Annotated in this window: 13 protein-coding genes; 11 read left to right on the top strand and 2 right to left on the bottom strand. The window is 68.7% G+C overall.

Translation table 11 applies throughout. The features are described from left to right. The first annotated feature begins 6 nt into the window (after positions 1 to 6). From AB0J95_RS45525 to AB0J95_RS45505, 5 genes are all read left to right on the top strand, one after another. Positions 7 to 591 (top strand): SGNH/GDSL hydrolase family protein, encoded by a 585-nt coding sequence (locus tag AB0J95_RS45525; RefSeq protein WP_364772227.1) that lies wholly within the window; start codon positions 7 to 9, stop codon positions 589 to 591. Continuing rightward, complete coding sequence (locus tag AB0J95_RS45520) at positions 588 to 6,461, top strand: SDR family NAD(P)-dependent oxidoreductase (protein WP_364772225.1); 5,874 nt, start codon at positions 588 to 590, stop codon at positions 6,459 to 6,461. The genes AB0J95_RS45525 and AB0J95_RS45520 overlap by 4 nt, the downstream gene beginning before the upstream one ends. Then, positions 6,458 to 6,634, top strand: coding sequence for a hypothetical protein (locus AB0J95_RS45515; RefSeq protein ID WP_364772224.1), 177 nt, complete (start codon positions 6,458 to 6,460; stop codon positions 6,632 to 6,634). Before AB0J95_RS45520 ends, AB0J95_RS45515 begins: the two co-directional genes overlap by 4 nt. Further along, a complete protein-coding gene (locus tag AB0J95_RS45510) occupies positions 6,631 to 8,169 on the top strand; it encodes a PfaD family polyunsaturated fatty acid/polyketide biosynthesis protein (protein ID WP_364772222.1) in 1,539 nt (512 codons plus the stop codon). Before AB0J95_RS45515 ends, AB0J95_RS45510 begins: the two co-directional genes overlap by 4 nt. Positions 8,170 to 8,288: 119 nt before the next feature. Beyond that, positions 8,289 to 9,617 carry a nitronate monooxygenase gene (locus AB0J95_RS45505; protein ID WP_364772219.1) on the top strand — a complete coding sequence of 443 codons (1,329 nt, stop codon included), beginning with the start codon at positions 8,289 to 8,291 and terminating at the stop codon, positions 9,615 to 9,617. 203 nt (positions 9,618 to 9,820) lie between these two features. Here the strand turns inward: AB0J95_RS45505 and AB0J95_RS45500 are convergent, their stop codons facing one another. Next, positions 9,821 to 10,558, bottom strand: coding sequence for a GntR family transcriptional regulator (locus AB0J95_RS45500; protein ID WP_364772217.1), 738 nt, complete (start codon positions 10,556 to 10,558; stop codon positions 9,821 to 9,823). A gap of 112 nt (positions 10,559 to 10,670) precedes the next feature. Between AB0J95_RS45500 and AB0J95_RS45495 the strand changes: the two genes are divergently transcribed. From AB0J95_RS45495 to AB0J95_RS45470, 6 genes are all read left to right on the top strand, one after another. Beyond that, positions 10,671 to 11,945: an MFS transporter gene (locus AB0J95_RS45495; RefSeq protein ID WP_364772214.1), complete on the top strand. Its 1,275-nt coding sequence runs from the start codon at positions 10,671 to 10,673 to the stop codon at positions 11,943 to 11,945. Continuing rightward, complete coding sequence (locus AB0J95_RS45490; RefSeq protein ID WP_364772212.1) at positions 11,942 to 12,898, top strand: NAD(P)-dependent oxidoreductase; 957 nt, start codon at positions 11,942 to 11,944, stop codon at positions 12,896 to 12,898. Before AB0J95_RS45495 ends, AB0J95_RS45490 begins: the two co-directional genes overlap by 4 nt. Positions 12,899 to 12,917: 19 nt before the next feature. Then, entirely contained in the window at positions 12,918 to 14,300 is a 1,383-nt protein-coding gene (locus AB0J95_RS45485; protein ID WP_364772210.1) for an acyclic terpene utilization AtuA family protein, read from the top strand. Further along, positions 14,293 to 14,640: a DUF4387 domain-containing protein gene (locus AB0J95_RS45480; RefSeq protein ID WP_364772207.1), complete on the top strand. Its 348-nt coding sequence runs from the start codon at positions 14,293 to 14,295 to the stop codon at positions 14,638 to 14,640. Before AB0J95_RS45485 ends, AB0J95_RS45480 begins: the two co-directional genes overlap by 8 nt. A 54-nt stretch (positions 14,641 to 14,694) precedes the next feature. Beyond that, positions 14,695 to 15,507, top strand: coding sequence for an alpha/beta hydrolase (locus tag AB0J95_RS45475; protein ID WP_364772204.1), 813 nt, complete (start codon positions 14,695 to 14,697; stop codon positions 15,505 to 15,507). A 406-nt stretch (positions 15,508 to 15,913) separates the two neighbouring features. After that, on the top strand, positions 15,914 to 16,759 hold the full coding sequence (locus AB0J95_RS45470) for a hypothetical protein (protein ID WP_364772201.1): 846 nt from the start codon (positions 15,914 to 15,916) through the stop codon (positions 16,757 to 16,759). On the opposite strand, the gene AB0J95_RS45465 is transcribed toward AB0J95_RS45470, so the two are convergent. Continuing rightward, positions 16,749 to 16,919 carry a hypothetical protein gene (locus tag AB0J95_RS45465; protein ID WP_364772199.1) on the bottom strand — a complete coding sequence of 57 codons (171 nt, stop codon included), beginning with the start codon at positions 16,917 to 16,919 and terminating at the stop codon, positions 16,749 to 16,751. The two genes, AB0J95_RS45470 and AB0J95_RS45465, sit on opposite strands and share 11 nt — an antisense overlap. Positions 16,920 to 16,934: the final 15 nt, after the last annotated feature.

Raw genomic sequence — 16,934 nt, 5'->3', positions numbered from 1 at the left:
TCCGGCGTGACGAGAACGCGTCTCACCGCATTGGGCGACAGCTTTGTCGAAGGCTACGGGATGGCCGCGGCGGACGGCTGGGTCCGGCTGTTCGCGGACCTCTTCGGCCTGCCCGAAGAGTCCATTGTGAACCTCGGCAGGTACGGGGCGACGACCGGGGACGTGATCGACACCCAGCTCGGCATCGCCCTGGCGGCCCGGACGCCCCTGATCGGCGTGATGGTCGGTGCCAACGACCTGCTCGGTGCCTATGTGCCCGAGCAGTTCCGGGCGAACCTCGCCACTCTCTTTTCGGCGCTAACCGGACCGGACACAGTGGTGTTCACGTCGACCTACCCGCGGATCCCGCGCCTGGAAGCCATGCCGCGGGCCTTTCGTGAACTGATGACGGCGAGATTCTTCGAGGCCAACGAATGCGTGCGTGAGCTGGCCGCGGCCACGGGTGTGCTGTGCCTGGACATCGCGCGGTCGCCGAGCTGGGACCGGCCGGTCATGTGGTCGGCTGACGGCCTGCACCCGAGTCCGGACGGCCACCGGGTGTTCGCCGATGCGATGGCCGATCTGGTAGCGACGTCAGGAGGACTACGGTGATCAGCAGGCGGCTGGCGGACAACCCGATCGCGATCGTGGGTGTTGCGGGGCTGTTCCCGCAGGCGGGCAACTACCGGGAGTTCTGGCAGAACGTCGTGGACGCGCGCGACTGCACCGGCGAGGTGCCGGCCAGCCGCTGGAACGTGGCCGACTACCACGACCCGGATCCACAGGCGCCGGACCGGACGTACGCGCGGCGCGGGGCCTTCGTGCCCGATGTCGCGTTCGACCCGCTGGAGTTCGGTCTGCCGCCCAACCAGCTGGAGGTCACGAGCACGCTGCAGACGCTGAGCCTTGTGGTGGCGAGGGATCTGCTTCGTGACGCCGGCGCGATCGGCTCGCAGTGGTATGACGCTTCCCGGACAGGTGTCGTGCTCGGGGTGACCGGGCCGGTTCAGCTGACCCATTCGCTGGCGGCCCGCCTGTCCACGCCCGTGCTGAAGGAAGTGGTGCGCAGTTGCGGCCTGAGTGCGGCGGACGCGCAGCTCATCGCCGACAAGTATGTCGAGGCCTTCACACCGTGGCAGGAGAACACCTTCCCGGGGTTGCTCGCGAACGTTGCGGCCGGGCGGATCGCCAACCGTCTCGGGCTCGGCGGTATGACGTCCACAGTGGACGCCGCGTGTGCCTCCTCGATGTCCGCTGTGCGGCTCGCGATCGCCGAACTGCTCGACGGGCGCGCCGACCTGATGATCACCGGTGGATGTGACACCGAGAACTCGATCTTCATGTACATGTGCTTCAGCAAGACGCAGGCGTTGTCCAAGTCCGACGAGATCAAGCCCTTTGACTCGTCCGCCGATGGCACCCTGATCGGTGAGGGCATCGGCATGCTCGCGCTGAAACGGCTTGCCGACGCGCAACGCGATGGCGATCGTGTGTACGCCGTGATCCGGGGAATCGGCTCGTCGAGCGACGGCCGGGCCAGGAGCATCTATGCTCCGCTCGCCGATGGGCAACGTGTTGCCTTGCAACGTGCTTATCAGGACGCGGATTGCTCGCCCGCTTCGGTCGGCCTGTTCGAAGCTCACGCCACCGGTACTCCGCTGGGCGATGCGACCGAACTCTCTGCGCTCACGTCCGTTCTTCGTGATGCGTCGGCGCAGCCGCGTTCCGCCGCGGTCGGTAGCGTGAAGTCACAGATCGGTCATCTCAAGGGCGCCGCGGGCGCTGCCTCGCTGATCAAGATGGCGTTGAGCCTGTACCAGAAGACCTTGCCGCCGACGATCAACGTGCGGCGGCCGCATGAGGTTCTGGCCGATCCCGATGCGCCGGTCTACCCGAACACCAGGACCCGGCCCTGGATCCGTGATCCCCGCCGTCCGGCGCGGCGGGCCGCTGCTTCGGCAATGGGGTTCGGCGGGGTCAACTTCCACGTGGTACTGGAGGAACACGGTGACAGCGCCCGTGTTCTGCATCGGACCGCTCGTGCCTGTCTGTGGCATGCTCCCGATACTTCGGCGCTCCTGGACGCTGTCCGCTCCAGCCCTCCGGTTGAGGGCCCGATTCCCGCTGACGCCGCCAGGATCGGGTTTGTGGCCGCGGACGAGTCGTCTGCCGAGCGGCTGCGGGATCTGGCGATCACGCAGCTCGCCGAGAACCCGGACAGTGCCGAATGGTCGCATCCGGCTGGGATCTTCTTCCGGCGCCGCGCCCAGGAGGGGTTGCGCGTCGGTGCCCTGTTCGCCGGTCAGGGTGGTCAGTACCTGGACATGGGTCTGGAGACGGTTCTGAACAACCCAGTGGTGGCTGGTGCTTTCGACGATGCCAACGACGGTCTGCTGGCCGATGTGGTCTTCCCGCCGCCGACCTTCGACGCCGAGGAACGCCGGCGGCAGGAATCGGTCTTGCACCGCACGGAGAATGCGCAGCCGGCCATCGGGGCGCTTTCCGCGGGCCAGTTCCGCTATCTGAGCTCGCTCGGGTTGGTCTGCTCGGGCGTGCTGGGGCACAGTTTCGGCGAGCTCACCGCTTTGTGGGCCGCAGGCTCTCTCGGTGACGCCGACTTCTTCCGCCTCGCCCATGCGCGCGGCGCCGCCGCGGTGGCTCCGCTGGGCTCGGATCCTGGCACGATGGCCGCGATCCAGGCTTCTCACGCCGAAGTCTCCCGGATGCTCGAGTCCTTTCCGGACGTGACGATCTGCAACCACAACGGTCCCGAGCAGATCGTCGTCGGCGGCGGCACATCCGCGGTCGGGGATTTCCTGGCGCATTGCAAGGATCACGGGGTCACCGCCAAGCCGTTGTCCGTTTCCGGCGCGTTTCACACCCGGTACGTGGCGCACGCGGTCGAGGCTTTCCGCTCGGCTGTAGCGGGCTTCGGCGCTCCGCGGATCCCCGTGTACGCGAATTCGCCTGGCGCTTCCTACGGATCCGACCCGGAGGTGAACGCCGAGACGCTGGTCACGCAGATCGCGAAGCCTGTCGATTTCGTTTCCGGACTGCAAGCCATGCGCGCCGACGGATGCACGGTCTTCGTCGAGTTCGGTCCCAGACAGGCGCTGACGCAGCTGGTCAAACGCAACCTCCCGGATGCGGTCGCGATCCCCACCGACGCGGGCCCGCTCGGCGATGGTGACGTCGCTTTGAAACAGGCCGCCGTCCGCCTTGCGGTGCTCGGCGCACCGATCACCGACATCGACCGCCACTGCGCACCCGAACCGGTCGAATCGCCGTCCTCTCCTTCGGCTGTCCTGCTCAACGCCGCCGAGTACGTTCCTTCGAGTCGCCACGCCGCCTACCAGGCTGCTCTCACTGATGACCGCCGGATCTCCCGCGATCCCGCGTCCAGCGATGTCGTCAGTCAGCACCTGGCTCTGCATTCCCGGTATCTCGACGGGCAGCTGTCCATCGCCGAGGGCCTCGCCTCCGCCCTGCGCGCCCCCGGTCCCGACTCCGCGGCCCTCCTCCAGGCCGCCGAACAGCTCAAGCAGCAGAGTCTCGAGATCGGCCGCACCCACATCAGGGCCAACGAGATCCTGTCCCACATCGCCGGCCTCGAACACCAGCCGCCCACCCCACCTCCTGTTGTGGAGGCCCCCGTTCCAGTTGCCCCGCCGCCCGCCCCGGATGCTCCGGCGACTCTTCTTGAGGTGGTGGCTGACAAGACGGGGTATCCGTTGTCGATGTTGGATGTGTCGATGGATCTTGAGGCGGATTTGGGTGTGGATTCGATCAAGCGGGTTCAGATCGTGGGTGTGCTTCAGGAGCGGTTCCCGGGTGTGCCTGTGGTTGGGCCGGAGCGGTTGGCTGAGTTGCGGACGATTGGGGATATCGCTGCGCTGATGGGTGATGTTCCGGTGCCGGTGGCCCGGAGTGGCGGCCTGGAGTCCGGTGTGGTTGAGGGCGGCGGGGTGTCGGTGGAGGTTGTTCTTGAGGTGGTGGCTGACAAGACGGGGTATCCGTTGTCGATGTTGGATGTGTCGATGGATCTTGAGGCGGATTTGGGTGTGGATTCGATCAAGCGGGTTCAGATCGTGGGTGTGCTTCAGGAGCGGTTCCCGGGTGTGCCTGTGGTTGGGCCGGAGCGGTTGGCTGAGCTGCGGACGATTGGGGACATCGCCGCCTTGACGACTGGCGTTGAGGCGGAGTCCGCGCCGCGGCCTGTTGCGGCTCAGCCACCTCATACCGAGCCGGTTCGGCGGCAACCGAGTCGTCATCCGGTCCGGTGGGCCGAGTTGCCTGCGGTCGATCGGCTGTCCAACCCGTTCAGGGCCGGCAGGGTGGCGTGGGTGGTGGGGGACGGCGAGATCGCATCGGCTCTGCGAGACGAGCTGGAGCGTCTGGAGTGGACAGTCGTGGGCAGTCCGCGTGACCAGCTCGACCTTTGTGTCTCGGTGGTCGAGGGACTGGGCTGGGACGAGTCGGTACAGGTTCTCTCGGACACGGTTGATCTGGCGAGCCAGGCGGTGGCGCCACTGGCGGCAGTCGCTGGGGCAGGGCATCGCGCGGCGTTCGTGACTGTCACGAGGCTGGACGATGCGAGCGAGCCGGGCGAAGCCGTGGTCGGCGGTGTCGGGGGAGTGGTGAAGACACTCGCCCGTGAACACCCGGAACTGTTCTGCCGTGCGCTGAACATCGATCCGACGCTTGGCGTTGCCAGCGTCGTGCTCAACGAGATCCACGATGCCGCGGTCGACACGATCGAAGTGGCGGTGAGCGAGCCGGGACGCCGTACGCCCGTTCCCGGGCCCTACGATGGGGCAACTCCGGCAAAACTGCCGCCGGGTTCGCCGGAGTTGACGGTCGGTGCGGATGACCTGCTGGTGGTCAGTGGCGGCGCCAGGGGCGTGACCGCGGCCTGCGTCGGGGAGCTCGCGACGCGCACAGAGGCGAGGTTCATCCTCTTGGGACGCACCGAGCCGGAGGAACCCGAATGGGCGGCCGGCGTGCCGGACGACCAGTTGGTGGCAGCCCTCGCCGCCGAACAGCTGACACCGCGGGAGCTCCGCGAAACCCGTGACCGTGTGCTGGCGGTGCGGGAGATGCGGGCGACGCTGGAGGCATTGGGTGACCGTGCGGAGTACATCAGTGTGGACGTATCCGACCGGGAAGCGGTCCGCGCCGCGCTGAAACCGTACCGGCAGAAGGTAACCGGGATCGTGCACGGCGCCGGAGTGATATCCGACGCTCTGCTCACGGCGAGGCGGCCCGGCAGCGCCATGACTGTCCTGCGCACCAAGATCCTGGGTCTGCGTGCTCTGCTCGACGCCCTCGGCGAAGCGCCCATTCGTCACGTCGTGCTGTTCACCTCCGTGGCCGGGCTGTTCGGCAACGTGGGCCAAGCCGACTACGCGGCGGCGAACGAAGCGTTGTGCCGGGTCGCGGCGAGCCTGAAGCACCGTTGGCCGTCCCGCCACATCACCGCGATCGACTGGGGCGCATGGGAAGGCGGAATGGTCACGCCCGAGCTGCGGGAGGTTTTCCAGCAACGCGGCGTCGACCTCGTCTCGCTGGATGCGGGCGCCAAGGTCTTCGCCGACCAGTTCACGGCCGGCCGCACCGACGACCTGCGGGTCCTCGCCGGAGGTCCGCTCACCCCCACGCAACCGCTGACTACCCAAGGTTTCGAGGCAAGTCGCACGTTGACGGGCTTGGCGGACACCGAAGTGCTGCAAGCACACCGTCTTGAGGCGTACCCGTTGCTGCCGGCCACCTTCGGCCTGGGGTGGATGGTGAACGTCATCGAGCGGGCCAATCCGGGCAGGCAGGTCGTCGAATGCCATGGATTCGAGGTGCACAAGGGAATCGTGTTCGACCCGGACCAGGACCCGGACTATGTGGTCGAAGTCGACGGCGGGCGAGTGCGGGTGTGTTCGAAGGGTCCCCACTACTCGGGCACCTTCACCCTCGCGGCCCAGCCGCGGACCGCTCCGGAGCCGATGCCCTGGGAAACCGGAACAGGACTGGACGGCTCCACTCTGTACACCACTGGAGAGTTGTTCCACGGAAGGGCGTTGCAAGGGATCAGTCGCATCCTGGAAAGCGAGGAAGGCAGGATGGTCCTCGAATGCCGGTTGCCTGACTGGCCGGTGTGGCAGGGAGCGTTCGCGGGCCGGGCGCACAGCCCGGTGCTCGCCGATCTGCTCATGCAAGGCGCATGTGTGCTGGCCGCGCGGCGACTGGGTGAGGCCTGTCTGCCACTGAGCATCGAACGAGCCGAGTACTTCGCGCCATTACCGGACAACGAGGTGTTCGTGGTGATTGTGGACAATCCGCGGCCGGGTCCAGCGGGTGTATCCGTCACGGTCACGGCATGCGCTCCGTCCGGATCTGTCCTGATGAGACTTACTGGCGTATCCGTCGTCGCAGCACCAGGACTCGCGGCCAAGTTCGCCGGCGCCGCGAGCGGCCACGGGGAGGTATCATGATCGAGTTCATCGGTGAGCCGTTCGATCCACGGCAACTGGGCCGTGCGGCGGCGGTACCGGCGGTGTCCACGCTCCTGGCGCAGATGCGGGAGATGATCGTGACCGCCCACGCCAGCGCGCTGGACACCCAGTCCCGCCTGCAGCGCCGGTTCGCGCCTGGTGGCACGATATGACCACATCGCTGGAGACGAAGTCCCTCTACCAGACCGTCGCGACGTTGGAACGGCCCTGCTACGTGACGTGCGACGAACGCGGCGTGACGGTGGTGAGCGACGACCGGTCGATCTCCCCGGCCGCGCAGGTCCTGGCGGCCGTCCCGTCGATCACGCCCGAACGGCTGGGTGCTCCTGGCTTCCTGCGTGACCATGGTGTGCGATACCCGTACATGGCAGGTGCCATGGCGAACGGGATCGCATCCGTGCCGTTGGTCGTGGCCATGGCCCGGGCAGGTTTCCTGGCTTCCTTCGGCGCGGCCGGACTGGTGCCGAGCCGGGTCGACGAAGCCCTGACCGCGATCCGGCGGCAGGCGCCCGACCTGCCGTTCGCCTGCAATCTCATTCACAGTCCGCACGAGCAGGCGCTGGAACGGGCCACTGTGGATGCTTGCCTGCGGCACGGCGTCCGTTGCGTGGAAGCCTCCGCGTTCCTGGACCTCACCGCTCAGGTGGTCCGGTACCGGCTGGCGGGACTGTCCGCGAGCCCGTCCGGCGGGGTCCGGATCGCCAACCGCGTGATCGCGAAGGTGTCCCGGCCGGAGGTAGCCGAGCTGTTCCTGCGTCCCGCCCCGCCGCACTTGGTGCGTGCGCTGCTGGACCAGGGGCTGATCTCCGCGGAGCAGGCGGAGCTGGCCGGACGGGTCGCGATGGCCGACGACATCACGGCAGAGGCGGACTCGGGCGGGCACACCGACCGGCGGCCTTTGCCGGTGCTGCTGCCTGAGATCCTCGCCCTGCGAGACCGGGTGCACGCCGAGACGGGCCTGGATGTCAGGATCGGCGCGGCGGGCGGGATCGGCACGCCCACCGCGGCGGCCGCGGCGTTCGCGATGGGTGCGTCCTATGTGGTCACCGGATCGGTGAACCAGGCCTGTGTGGAGGCAGGACAGTCCGAGGCCGCGAAACAGCTGCTGGCCGGCGCGGGTGCGGCCGACTTCGGCATGGCCCCCGCCGCCGACATGTTCGAGCTCGGCGTCGACGTCCAGGTCCTCAAGCGGGGGACGATGTTCGCGGCCAAGGCGAAGCGGCTGTACGAGCTCTACCGTGCCTGCGCCGGGATCGACGACCTCCCGCGCGAGGAACGCGCGAGCCTGGAGGCCCGTGTGTTCCAACGCCCGTTGACCGAGATCTGGCAGGACACCGTCCGCTTCTTCGAGGCCCGTGACCCCGCCCAGATCACCCGGGCCCGGAACGACCCGAAACGGCAGATGGCGCTGATCTTCCGCTGGTACCTCGGCCTCGCCTCGAGCTGGAGCACGACCGGTGATCCCACCCGGCTGGCCGACTACCAGATCTGGTGCGGCCCCGCGATGGGCGCGTTCAACACCTGGGTCGCCGGCACCCCACTCGCCGACCTGCCCAACCGCCGTGTCGCCGGCGTCGCCTCCCAGCTCATGCGCGGCGCGGCTTTCGCTGCCCGGATCACCCAGCTTCGCTTCGCCGGAGTCCGGCTACCCCAATCCTGCTCGACCTACCGCCCCGAACCAGCCTGACCACCGACAATGACCACAAACCGGACACGCCCCTGTAGGCAGGCAAGGTCGTCTGTAGGGGCTCCAGCTGGACGTACTTCGCCCGCCTCTTTGACGCCCGCAGTGGCTGCGGCTCCGCGGTGACGCTGCTGCTCGAGTTGGTTCTGCCGTGGCTGCGTGGGGCGCTCGCGGGCTGTGACCATCCCGCGCTGGGCGGCGTGTCCGATGCCGCGCACGATGCGTGCGAAACGATCCTGCGTGGCCTGCCGCAGTACACCGGCGTCACACCGGCGGACTTTCAAGATCGGCTGGCAATGCTGGGTGCTGCGTTGACGCGGCTGCCAGACCACGACCGGCACGTAATCGAGCCGCGTTTCCTGCCGACGTTCGGCGTGCCGAACGTGTCAAGCGTGTCGTCCTCCGCCGGTCTCGGCCCATGCCCTGTCCGTTGGCGCGGGAACGATGATGGGGTCATGGCGTTGTCGACGGGGTTGACGGAGTTGTTGGGTGTGCGGCACCCGATCGTGCTGGCACCGATGGGCGGTTCGGCCGGGGGCGCACTGGCCGCCGCCGTCTCCCGAGCAGGTGGCCTCGGGCTGCTGGGCGGTGGGTACGGGGAGCGGGAGTGGCTGGAGCGCGAGCTGGCGATCGTCGCGGAGGGCACCGGCGAACCGTGGGGTGTCGGGTTTCTGACCTGGGCGATCGATGCTGAAGCGGTGGAGCAGGCGCTGGAGTTCAATCCCGCGGCGGTGATGTTGTCCTTCGGCGACCCGAGCCCGTTCGTCGATCGGATCCGCCGGTCGGACGCGGTTCTGATCATTCAGGTCACCGATCTGGACGAGGCCAGGCGGGCCGTGGACGTGGGCGCCGATGTCATCGTGGCGCAGGGGACGGAGAGTGGTGGGCACGGTGCCCGGCGCGGGCGGTCCACGTTGCCGTTCGTGCCACTCGTGGTGGATCTCGCGGCGCCTGTGCCGGTGCTGGCGGCCGGCGGGATCGCCGATGGCCGCGGCGTGGCCGCGGCGCTGGCCTTGGGTGCTGCCGGAGCGCTCATCGGCACCCGCTTCCAGGCCACCGCCGAGGCCTTGGTCGACCCCTCGATCAGCAAGGCGATCGTCGACGGGCGCGGGCAGGATACCGAGCGCAGCGGCGTGCTGGACATCGTGCGCGGCGCGAGCTGGCCGACGGAGAAGTACACCGCCCGTACTCTCAGCCACCCCTATCTCGATCGATGGCGCGGCCGGGAGGCCGAACTGGCCGGCGACTCCCAGGCCCGTCAGGACTACCAGGACGACGTGGCACGAGGGGTGATTCCGCCCCTGCCGGTCTGGGCGGGCGAGGCCGTCGACCTCATCACCGATCTGCCTTCCGCAGCCGACCTCGTCACCACCCTGGCCGCCCAAGCCGAGGATGCACTGACCTGGGCCGGAAGGCACCGGCCGGACAACCGGCCACGAGCCCACGGCTAATGCCGTCGAGCCGAGAGCGGTCACCCCCGGTTACATCCACAACTGGCGCGCTTGCCTGCCAGACCGAGGTGGTCCGGTCGCGACGGGTGCGAGCCGACGCTCAGCAGAGCATCGCCCGCATCCTCGGCGCTGCGCGGAAGGTGTTCGCGGACGCCCCGGTGGAACGGGTGGCCGAGGTGGCCCGCCTCCCATCAGGTGACCGCTCAGGTCCGCGCGACGGAAGCCGGTGTGGTGGGTGCGGCCAGGAGATCTCCCAGCCCGCCTCGGACGTCCTCGATGACGAGCGACTCCGCTGTCGCCGAGTCGCCCACGCGCAGTGCGCGGACAAGCGCACGATGGCTGCCGTAGCGCTCCATGCCGAACATGTCGTCCTTGCTGATCCGTTCGATCAGCCTGGCCCGCCGTTCCGGTCCGGAGAACACCCGAGTCTGGCCGAGCAGGCGAACGAGGACCGGGTTGTGGGCGCACGACTCGACCACTTCGTTGAAGCGTTGCATGGCATCGAGCAGCCGGTCCAGGTGCCGGGATACCTGCTGCCCGGCCTGCTGGCGTTGTTTGATGACGATCAGCAAGTCGTCGGCTTCGTCGAGAACTGCGTCCAGATGGTCCAGCTGGGCCGGGGTCGCGTGCCGCGCGGCGAAGCGGGCCACCATCCCACGAAGGGCCACCTCGACCTCGGCGAGGTCCTGTATCGCGGTGTCCTGGAAGGCCGCCACCTGCACGGTCCGCGGTCCGGTCCGGTCGAGCAGGCCGTCCTGCTCGAGGCGCCGGATGGCCTCGCGCACCGGCGTCGGGCTCACTGACAGCCGCTCGGCGAGCCCGCGTTCGGTGACCTTCTGTCCCGGCCGGAGCTCGCCGGTCGTGATCGCGTCGCGGATCGCCCGGTACGCGCGGTCGGCCAGCGTGTCGGCCACCAGGCCCTTCAACGTCTCACTCGCCATGGCATCACTCTAGTGGCCATGGCAAAAGCAATATGAAACTCTTGACCTTCTTGCTATAGCAAAAGTACCTTGATGGTCGCCGCACCGGCGGTGGCTACAGGGAAGGTGCCGTATGACGACGACGTCAAGCGCGCAGCGCGTGCGAACGGGGCGGATCACGTTCTTCGTGGCCCTGGCGGTCTTCGCGCAGGAGTCAACGTGGAACCTCTACGACTCGCAGGTTCCGCCGTTGCTCCGTGAGCACATCGGTAGTGCCGCGGTTGTCGGCTTGCTGATGGGGATGGACAACGTGCTCGGCATCTTCATCCAGCCGTGGATGGGCAACCGGTCGGATCGCACCCGCACCTCATGGGGCAGGCGCATCCCTTATCTGGTCGCCGGAATGCCGTTGGCGGCGCTGCTGTTCCTCGCCATCCCGCACGTGGCGGCCTCGTTGCCGCTGCTGATCCTGGTGATGTTCGGCTACGCGCTGGTCGCGAACTCGTTCAAGCCGATCGCCGAGTCCCTCCTGCCGGACTTCGTCCCGCCCGAGCGGCGAAGCCGGGCGAACGCCGTCGTCAAGATCGCGTCGAGCCTCACCGTGATGGTCGCGGCGCTGATCAGCATCTTCCTGATCGACGATCATCCGAAGTTGTCGTTCGCGATTCCCGCGATCCTGATGATGACGTCCTTGGCGGTGCTCGCCGCGAAGGTGCGGGACAACCGGTCACCGGCCTACCGGACCGCCCTCGATGAGGATCACGCGGAACGCGACCAGGAAGCGCCCGGCGTGCGAGTCCGGGACTCAGTGCTCGACATCGCGAGAGACGCGGACCGCAGCAGGTTGCTGTTGCTCGTGTCGATCCTGCTTTTCGGGGGCGCGTGGGCCGCCTCGCGGGCGCTCATGACGCCGTACGGCATGGAGACGCTGGGCATGTCCCGCGGCGAGGCGGGTGGCCTGACGCTGCCCAGCGGAGTGGCGTTCATCGTGGCCGCATACCCGGTGGCGAGGCTCGCCGAGCGTTTCGGCCGGCTGCGGGTGATGACGGTCGGGATGACGGTGTTCGCGGCCGGAATGGTGCTCGGCACCGTTGTGCAGACGCCCACTGGTGCCGTCATCGCCCTCTGCGTGGCGGCGGCCGGTGCGTCCTCGTTCCTGGTCAACGCGGTCGTCGTGCTGTGGAACCTCGCGCCGTCCGACCGTGTGGTCGGAACCTACACCGGGCTCTACACCGTCGGGTGGGTGAGTGGCGGCTTTCTCGGACCGGCCCTGGTCGGCGGCATGGTCGACCTGACGGGCTGGTCGCTGCTGCTGCTCGACGTCGCGGTCATCGCGCTGCTCGCCGTGCTGGTGGTCGCCCGCGTCAATGCCTTGCAGCGACGGTCTTCCGTGAGCCGCGCGCTGTGACGACCTCCGTGCCCCGCGTCCTGATCACCACGGACTACCTGCGTCCCGGCGACGATGTCGACCTGTTCCTGAGACGTTCCGGGCTGCGGACCCTGCACCTGCCCATGGCCGGCCGGCGTGATCCGAGCCGGCTCGCGGCGGCCCTCGCCGGGGTCGAGGCGGCGTTGGTCGCCAACGAACCGCTGACGGCCGGCATCCTCGCCGGCGCATCACAGCTGCGCGTCATCGTGCGAACAGGCGTGGGCTACGACTCGATCGATGTCGCCGCCGCGGCGCGGCTCGGCATCACCGTGAGCAATCTGCCCGGTATCAATGCCAACGCCGTGGCGGAGTACACAGTCGGTCTGCTGCTCGCCGGAGCCCGGCGTCTCGTGCAGTCCGCGCAAGGCGTGGCACGGGGCGGCTGGCCACGCGAGGACGGACACGAGCTGCGTGGCGCGACGCTCGGCCTGATCGGTTACGGGGCATCGGCACGGGCGGTGGTGCCATTGGCATGTGCGTTCGGCATGCGTGTCGTCTGCACCACCGGTGTGCCGGAACAGCTGCGGAGCGATCCCGCGGTCCGGTTCGTGGCACTGCCCGAGCTGCTGGCCACCTCCGACTACGTCTCGGTGCACACCGCCCTCACCGAACGGACCAGGGGCGTGCTGGACGAGTCGGCGTTCAAGCTGATGAAGCCGACGGCGTTGCTGGTCAACACCGCACGTGGCCCGATCGTCGACGAGGACGCGCTCGTCGCGGCCGTGCGGTCGGGAGAGATCGCCGGCGCCGCACTGGACGTCGTGCGCGAGGAGCCGCTTTCGCCCGGCAGCCCGCTCCGCGGCGTGGACGGCATCGTCGTCTACTCCCACCTGGCTGGGCAAACGGCAGAGGCGCGAGCCGCCGCGGGCCGTCGAGGTGCCGAGGAACTCGTTGCGGCGCTGGAAGGCCGAGCACGGTTCAAGGTGAACTGACACGCACAGAAAGAGGGACATGCACAGCCAACCGGTCACGTCGGTCCGGATCCTCTCGCCGAGCGGCATGCTCGGCGCCGGGTGGGACCACGCGACGATCGAGCGCGGCATCGCACTGGGTGCCGACGTCATCAGCATCGACGCCGGATCCACTGACTCCGGCCCCTACTACCTCGGGTCCGCGACACCCAAGACGACGGCCAAGGCGGTGGCTCGTGACCTGCGCAGCCTGCTGACGGCCGCCGCCGGCGCGGGCATACCCGTGATCGTGGGCTCCTGCGGCACGAGCGGGACCGACAGCGGTGTCGACTGGGTCGCCGAGATCGCCGCCGGGGTGATGGCCGAGGAGGGCCTGGAGCTGAAGGTCGCGAGGATCTACAGCGAGCAGGACGCGGCCGGCCTGAAGGAACACCTCGACGCGGGCCGGATCCACCCGCTGCCACCGTTGGGGGAGTTGCGGGCCGAGACCCTCGAGAGCTGTGCCCACATCGTCGGAGCGATGGGGCACGAACCGATCGTCGAGGCGCTGCGCGCCGGTGCCCAGGTCGTGCTCGCCGGCCGCGCCACCGACACCGCGGTGGCCGCCGCGTACCCGCTCATGATGGGGATGCCGGCCGGTCCGTCGTGGCACGCCGCCAAGATCGTCGAGTGCGGTGGCCAGTGCACCAGCAACCCGCGCGCGGGCGGGGTCCTGGCCACCATCGACGCCGGCGGCTTCACCATCGAGCCGCTCGATCCCACGGTGTCCTGCACGCCGATCTCGGTGGCCGCGCACATGCTCTACGAGACCGCCAACCCGTTCGAGATGCGGGAACCCGCTGGCACCCTTGACGTTCGCGACGCGCGGTACACCGCCATCGACGACCGGATCGTCCGCGTCGAGGGGTCGGCGTTCCACGTCGCCGCCCAGTACACGATCAAGCTGGAAGGCGCCCGGACCACCGGCTACGAGACCATGTCCTTCACCGCGATCCGGGACCCGCTCATCCTCGCCGACATCGACGCCTGGGCGCGGCTGATGCGCACGATGATCACCCAGCGGGTGGGTCAGACGCTGGAGCTGGCGGACGACGAGTATGCCTTCGACCTCCGTCTCTACGGCCACAACGCGGTGCTGGACGACCTCGAACCCGAGAACGGGCCGCCGCGCGAGGTCGGCGTCATGCTGCTCGTCAACGCGCCCGACCAGGCGACCGCCACGGCGGTCGCCAAGATCGCCAACCCGCTGATGCTGCACCTCCCGACACCACGGATGAACTATCTGCCGAGCCTCGCGTTCGCGACCTCGCCCGCCGAGGTCGAGCGCGGTCCGGCGTACGAGTTCGTGCTGAACCACGTCGTCGACTGCGCCAGTCCCACCAGCCTGTTCCGGACCGAGATGGGGGAGAAGACCCGTGCCTGAGACCACCCTCGGGGACCTTGCCCACGAGGTCCGCTCCAAGAACGCCGGTCCGTTCTGGGTCACCATGGAACTGTTCATGCGCGACGCCGAGGGCTACCGGATCGCCGCGGACGAGTCCTTTCTGAACGAGCGCGTGATCGCGGAGCTCTACCGGGTCGAGCAGACGACGGTCCGGATGTTCCGGATCCCGTCGCTCAACGTCGTGAAGATCTCCTTCCCCCGCCCGGTCAGCCAGGGCTCGCTGCGCGACCGCGACATCCACGCCGGACAGCACCACGTCCCACTTGCCCGCATGCCGATCGGGCGACCTGCGCAGGGTGCCGGCCGTGGCGATCGCTGAGGCCGCGGCGAGCTGGTCACGCCCATCGTTGCCCGCAACCCCAAGGGAGAGATCATGATCCGCGTCGCGGACCTGCCTGTCACGCACCCCGGCAGGCGGCTGCTCAGCAAACGCACACCGTTCTTCGTCGCTCCGACCGAACCTCGATGCAGCTACTGCCTCTACGTGCCCACGACTTGGACCCCCGAAGCCGAACTGTCCGTGATGGTGGCCGTGCACGGCACCGGCCGCAGCGTCGGAGAACTGCGGGAGGGATTCATTCCCTTCGCGGAACGCCACAACGTGATCGTCGTGACACCACTGTTCCCGGTCGGCATCGACGATCCGGACGACGTGCACGACTACAAGGTCGTCGACGCCCACGGCATCCGGTTCGACCTGGTGGTGCTCGACATCCTGGAGCAGGTCCGGTTCAGGTGGAACGCCCGCGTCGACACCGTGCTGCTGTGCGGGCACTCCGGTGGTGGCCAGTTCGCGCACCGCTTCCTCTACCTCCACCCGGACCGGGTTGCCGCCGTCGCGGTCAGCGCACCCGGCGGCGTGACTCTGCTCGACGACTCCCTCGCCTGGCCGGACGGCACCGGCGACACCCAGCAGCGGTTCGGGATCGCCGTGGATCCCGGTGCGGTCGCCCGCGTGCCGGTGCTGCTGGTCATCGGCGGAGACGACGACGGGCGGGCCGACCTGGCCGCCATGGGCGAGCCCGGTCACAGCCGGCCGGAGCGACTCGACCGGCTGGCCGAGAGCCTGACCCGGCACGGCACAGCGACCCAGCAGGTCGTGGTCCCCGGCGTGGGCCACAGTGCCGCCGGGACGCGACCCCCGATTGTCGACTTCTTCACCGGCCTACTCACCGGCAACGCCTGACCTAACACGGACACACCGCGAAAGGCAGATCGCCAGGGATTTCAGGGTCCAAACGAGGTCCTGCGCCGGGCGACGGCGTATTTGTCGCAGGCGAACCTGCCGGGAAAGGCTCTCCCCGCTCGTGAGCGAGCCGGCCGTCGACGGGATTCCTACCTCCCCGCGGTGCTCACGCTGGAAAGCAGAGTGGCATGTGCGGGCTGATGGCGACGGTGCGGATCTGCCCGGGTGGGGCGATCTTGGCGGGAACGCGACGTGCGCACAAGGAGATGAGATTCGAGCCCGTGGGCACGGATCGGCGGATAGGCTTGAGGTGCAACGCGTGGCACTACGTCGCCTGGAGCCAGCGACCGCTCGCGACGACAGGTGCGGACCGCCCCGCCGAACCGGAGTGATACCTGGGGGGCCGATGTTCATCCTGTGGATCCTCTACGGCGTTGCCGCCCTGCTCGGAATCGCCTGGCCGCTCGCGGCGCTGATCGCGGACGCCCGGATCCGGCCGGAGCGGCTGGCGACGGTCGACCTGGAGCCGGAACCCCGGCTGCTCGGCATGCTCGGCGGTGGGCCGGGGCGGCTGGTCGACGCGACCGTCATGGACCTGGTCGACCGCGGCATCGTCACCGCCCGCGGCGGGACGCTGACCGCGACCGGAACCGGGGACCTGGACCTCACCAGTGCGTCAGTGCTCGACGTGATCAAGCAGGCCGGTGGGATGGGGATCGCCGAGGTTCGTCGTCGGACCGGTCTGCACATGCTGCACTTCGGTAGTGCGTACGGGCACCTGGCCGACCGCAGGCTGGTGGTCCGCTCGACGCGGCGCCAGTGGGAACCGGCCGGCCGTGCGTACGCCGTACTGGCGCCGTTGGCATTGCTGACGTACGTGATGATGGGCGCGGGTGACTTCGGGACCAGCGCTTACCAGACCTCGCTGGGGCTTGCGCTTGCCGGGTGGGTCGTGGTCCCCGCGCTGACCTGGTACCTCGGGAAACGTCGGCAGGGTTACCACGGTCCGGATCCGCGCACCGCGCTCGGATTGGCGTACCTGCGGGCTGTCGACACCGACACCCCGGCCCGCCAGGTCGCCGTGCACGGTTTCGCCGGCCTGGCCGATCAGGAACTGGCCGCGTCGATCAAGGGCAGGGACCGGGACAGCGCCTGGGAATCGCTGCCGGGCCGCAAGCACGCGTACGGGATCGACGACGTCGCCTGGTCACTTCTGCACCCTGCGGCCAGCGACTTCCCAATCAGCACCTGATCGTGTTGCCCTGCACGGAAACCAGCTGCCAGGAGCCTTCGGCGCGGGCGTAGACACGGGTGTTGGCGCGGAGTTCATCAGCGAGATGCACCGGATCCTGGAGCGAGATACGGCCGGTTGGACCGCCTTGATGCGCGTGCATCTGCACGTGCATCTGCACGTGCGGTAGAGTGCT

It is taken from the genome of Actinocrispum sp. NPDC049592 (assembly GCF_040675465.1).
Lineage (GTDB): Bacteria > Actinomycetota > Actinomycetes > Mycobacteriales > Pseudonocardiaceae > Kibdelosporangium.
This window is presented reverse-complemented; position numbering and strand designations above follow the sequence as displayed.

What these genes read in the sequence shown, in the direction of transcription:
- AB0J95_RS45515 (WP_364772224.1), top strand. Translation starts at nt 6,458, where the DNA reads ATGATCGAGTTCATCGGTGAGCCGTTCGATCCACGGCAACTGGGCCGT.
- AB0J95_RS45510 (WP_364772222.1), top strand. Translation starts at nt 6,631, where the DNA reads ATGACCACATCGCTGGAGACGAAGTCCCTCTACCAGACCGTCGCGACG.
- AB0J95_RS45500 (WP_364772217.1), bottom strand. Translation starts at nt 10,558, where the DNA reads ATGGCGAGTGAGACGTTGAAGGGCCTGGTGGCCGACACGCTGGCCGAC.
- AB0J95_RS45495 (WP_364772214.1), top strand. Translation starts at nt 10,671, where the DNA reads ATGACGACGACGTCAAGCGCGCAGCGCGTGCGAACGGGGCGGATCACG.
- AB0J95_RS45485 (WP_364772210.1), top strand. Translation starts at nt 12,918, where the DNA reads ATGCACAGCCAACCGGTCACGTCGGTCCGGATCCTCTCGCCGAGCGGC.
- AB0J95_RS45475 (WP_364772204.1), top strand. Translation starts at nt 14,695, where the DNA reads ATGATCCGCGTCGCGGACCTGCCTGTCACGCACCCCGGCAGGCGGCTG.
- AB0J95_RS45470 (WP_364772201.1), top strand. Translation starts at nt 15,914, where the DNA reads ATGTTCATCCTGTGGATCCTCTACGGCGTTGCCGCCCTGCTCGGAATC.